Source organism: Actinosynnema sp. (genome assembly GCF_052038725.1).
Genome location: NZ_JBQGCX010000120.1, coordinates 1 through 3547 on the forward strand (window position 1 = coordinate 1; position 3547 = coordinate 3547).

The following is a 3547-nucleotide window of genomic DNA, read 5'->3' on the forward strand; positions in this document are numbered from 1 at the left end:
CCGCTGCTCCGCCTGCTGCGGGGCCTCGACCTGCGCGGGAGCGGCGGCGGCAGCCGCGGCGACGGGCGCCTCGGGGCTGCCCGCGGGGCGGTTGGCGGACCGGCGACGGCGGTTGCCGCGACGCCCGGTCTCCTCCTCCCCCGCGCGCTCGGGGACGTCGAGCTGCTGCTGGGTCGGCTTCTCGACCGCCTTCTCGGCGGCGGGGGCGGGGGCCTCGGCGGGCTTCGCGGCGGCCTTCTCGGCCTTCGGCTTCTCGGCCTTCGGCGGCGTCGCGGCACTGCCCCGACCGGAGGTGCCGCCCTGCCGCTCCTTGATGGCCGCGATGAGGTCGCCCTTGCGGAGCTTGGCCGTGCTGTCGATGCCGAGCTGACCTGCGAGTTCACGCAGTTCGGCCAGCACCATGCCGGAGAGTCCCGCGCGCTTGCGCGCCGGGGCGCCGCCGTTCGTAGGGGTGGACAGAGCGTTCTCCTCGGCTCCGGAACTGGCAGCGGCGTTGGGAGCAGCGGAATCACTGCTCAGCACATCGGTGTTGCTCACACATGTCCTTCCTGACCGGACCGCGCCTCCTACGCGGTCCAGCGGACCTGCCGTCCGACGAGTCGCGGGCCGGCAGTCCCATCCCGGTGCAGGCGGATCTCAAGCGCGTGAAGCGACAAAGACCGCCGGCACGAGACGGCAATCTCGGTCACACGGCGAGCGGGGTGCCTTCCAGCGGCGATCCCGCACGTTCGGCGCGGGACCAAGTCACTGGAGGAATGCGATCCGGAGAGACTTCTCCGGGCACCACACCGGCGCCCGTGCGCGCGGTGACTGATGGCCCCGAGGGTAGACGCCGCCACTGCGCGGTGCAACAACCGGGGGTCCGGCGTGGCGCGCCCTCAGCCGAGTGGCGCAACCCGCACGCCGTCGACGTCGACCGGGACCGCCAGCGCCTGGAAACCGGTGATGTCGATCTCAGCGGGCAGCGCCCCGCCCTCGGGCAGCGCGAACACCGTCGGACCGGCCCCGGAGACCGCCGCCGGGACACCGGCTTCCCGAAGCTCCGCCACGAGCCGCGAGGTCGCGGGCCAGGCGGGCTCCCGGTAGGGCTCGTGCAACCGGTCGCGCAGGGCGTCCAGCAGCACCGACGGGTCCCTGGTGAGCCCGTGCACGGCCAGCGCCGACCGGCCGGCCGCGTGCGCCGCGTCGGAGTGCGGAACCCGCGCGGGCAGCAACCCCCTGGTGGTCCTCGTGGACGACTCCTGCGCCGGGATCAGCACCACCGGGGACAGGTCCGGGTGCGGGTCGACCCGCACCGCCCGGTAGCCCCCGGCGTCCGACCAGGCGATCGCCACCCCGCCGAACAGGCACGCCGCGACGTTGTCGGCGTGCCCCTCGAACTCGGCGGCGACCTGGAGCGCGGACGCGTCCAGCTCCCGCCCGGCCAGCGCGGACGCCGCCGCGACCCCGGCCGCGACGGCGGCGGCGGACGAGCCGAGCCCCCGGCTGTGCGGGATGCTGTTCCGGCAGGTCAGCGCCAGTCCGGGCACCGGGAGGCGGTGCAGCTCGCACGCCTTGCGGAAGGCTTGCACGACCAGGTGGCCCTCGTCGGTGGGCACGTCGGTGAACGCGCCCTCCACGGTGATCGACAGCCCGCTGGCGGTGATCGTGAAGTCCACCTCGTCGTGCAGGCCCAGCGCGAGGCCGAGCGCGTCGAAGCCGGAGCCGAGGTTCGCGGTGGACGCCGGGACGAGGACCCGGACGCCCGCGCCGATCAGGTCCGTCACGCCAGCTCCAGCGCGCGCGCCACGGCGCCGGGGTCGACCTGCAGCGGCTCGACCTCCTCCACGTCCCGCAGGGCCGTGTCGGGGTCCTTGAGGCCGTGCCCGGTGACCGTGCAGACCACCAGCGACCCGCGCGGCAGCCTGCCATCGGCCGCCGTGGCCAGCAGGCCTGCGACGCTGGTCGCCGAGGCGGGCTCGACGAAGATGCCGTCGTGCCTGGCCAGCTCGCGGTAGGCGGCCAGGATCTTCTCGTCGGTGACCGCCTCGAACAGGCCGCCCGACTCCTCCTTGGCCGCGACCGCGCCGTTCCACGAGGCGGGGCTGCCCACCCGAATGGCCGTCGCGATCGTCTCCGGGTTCGCCACCGGCGCGCCGTGCACCAGCGGCGCGGCCCCTGCGGCCTGGAAGCCGAACATGCGCGGGGTCGACGTGGTCACGCCGTCCTCGGCGTAGTCGCGGTACCCGCGCCAGTAGGCGGTGATGTTGCCCGCGTTGCCGACCGGAAGGCAGTGCACGTCCGGGGCGCGCCCGAGCACGTCGCACACCTCCCACGCCGCCGTCTTCTGGCCGACCAGCCGCACCGGGTTCACCGAGTTGACCAGGGTGACCGGGTACTCGGCGGAGGTCTTGCGGGCCAGTTCGAGGCAGTCGTCGAAGTTGCCGTCGACCTGCAGGATGCGCGCGCCGTGCGACACGGCCTGCGCGAGCTTGCCCAGCGCGATCTTGCCGCGCGGCACGAGCACGGCGGCGGTGTGCCCGGCCTTGGCGGCGTAGGCGGCGGCGCTGGCCGAGGTGTTGCCGGTGGACGCGCAGATCACCGCCTTGATGCCGCTGGCCAGCGCGTGCGTCATCGCCACGGTCATGCCCCGGTCCTTGAAGGACCCGGTCGGGTTCGCGCCCTCGACCTTGACGTGCACCTCGCACCCGGTGACCTCGGACAGGTGCTCCGAGAAGACCAGGGGCGTTCCGCCCTCGTGCAGGGTGACCACGCGCGCGCCCTCGGGGAGCGGGATGCGCTCCGAGTAGGCGTGGATGATGCCGGGCCACCCCGGTCGCACGCCCGCTCCGGTCGTCATGACTCCCCACCTTCCACGCGCATGACGCTCACCACGTCGCGGACGATCGGCAGGCCGCCGACCTTGTCCACGGTGGACCGCAGCGCCGCGTCGGTCGCGGCGTGCGTGACGATGACCAGGCTCGCGTCGGCGACGCGGCCCTCCTGCCGCACGGCGGCGATGCTCACCCCGTGCTCGGCGAACACGGCCGCGACCTGCGCCAGCACGCCCGGCTTGTCCTCGACGTCGAGGCTGATGTGGTACCGGGTGGGCGTCTGCCCCATCGGGCGCGCGGGCAGCGCGGCGTACGCGGACTCGCGGGGGCCGTGGCCGCCCGCCACCCGGTTGCGGGCCACCGCGACCAGGTCGCCGAGCACGGCGCTCGCGGTCGGCGCGCCACCGGCGCCCTGGCCGTAGAACATCATCTCGCCCGCCGCGTCGGCCTCGACGAACACCGCGTTGAACGCGCCGCCCACGCTGGCCAGCGGGTGGCTGCGCGGGATCATCGCCGGGTGCACGCGGACGGAGACGGACTCCTCGTCGCCGTGGCTGACCCGCTCGCAGATCGCGAGGAGCTTCACGGTGCGGCCCAGGCCCTTGGCGGCGGCGATGTCGGCGGCGCTGACCGCCGAGATGCCCTCGCGGTGCACGTCGGCGGCGGTCACCCGGCTGTGGAACGCCAGCGAGGCCAGGATCGCGGCCTTGGACGCGGCGTCGAAGCCGTCGACG

Annotated in this window: 4 protein-coding genes; all 4 read right to left on the bottom strand. The window is 74.6% G+C overall.

Going from position 1 to position 3547, the window contains the following annotated elements; all coding sequences use genetic code 11:
- Positions 1–537: Rho termination factor N-terminal domain-containing protein (locus ACTUAL_RS02340; RefSeq protein WP_440899110.1), on the bottom strand; the 537-nt coding region annotated here is incomplete at its 3' end.
- 341 nt (positions 538–878) lie between these two features.
- Positions 879–1766: a homoserine kinase gene (thrB, locus tag ACTUAL_RS02345; protein ID WP_096496784.1), complete on the bottom strand. Its 888-nt coding sequence runs from the start codon at positions 1764–1766 to the stop codon at positions 879–881.
- Entirely contained in the window at positions 1763–2839 is a 1077-nt protein-coding gene (gene thrC / locus ACTUAL_RS02350; protein WP_440899111.1) for a threonine synthase, read from the bottom strand. The genes thrB and thrC overlap by 4 nt, the downstream gene beginning before the upstream one ends.
- Positions 2836–3547, bottom strand: a 712-nt coding sequence (locus ACTUAL_RS02355; protein WP_440899112.1) for a homoserine dehydrogenase, incomplete at its 5' end; no start/stop codon positions are given. The genes thrC and ACTUAL_RS02355, both read right to left, overlap by 4 nt.

Excerpts from the sequence above, each read along its gene's own strand:
- thrC (WP_440899111.1), bottom strand. The coding sequence starts at position 2,839 with ATGACGACCGGAGCGGGCGTGCGACCGGGGTGGCCCGGCATCATCCAC.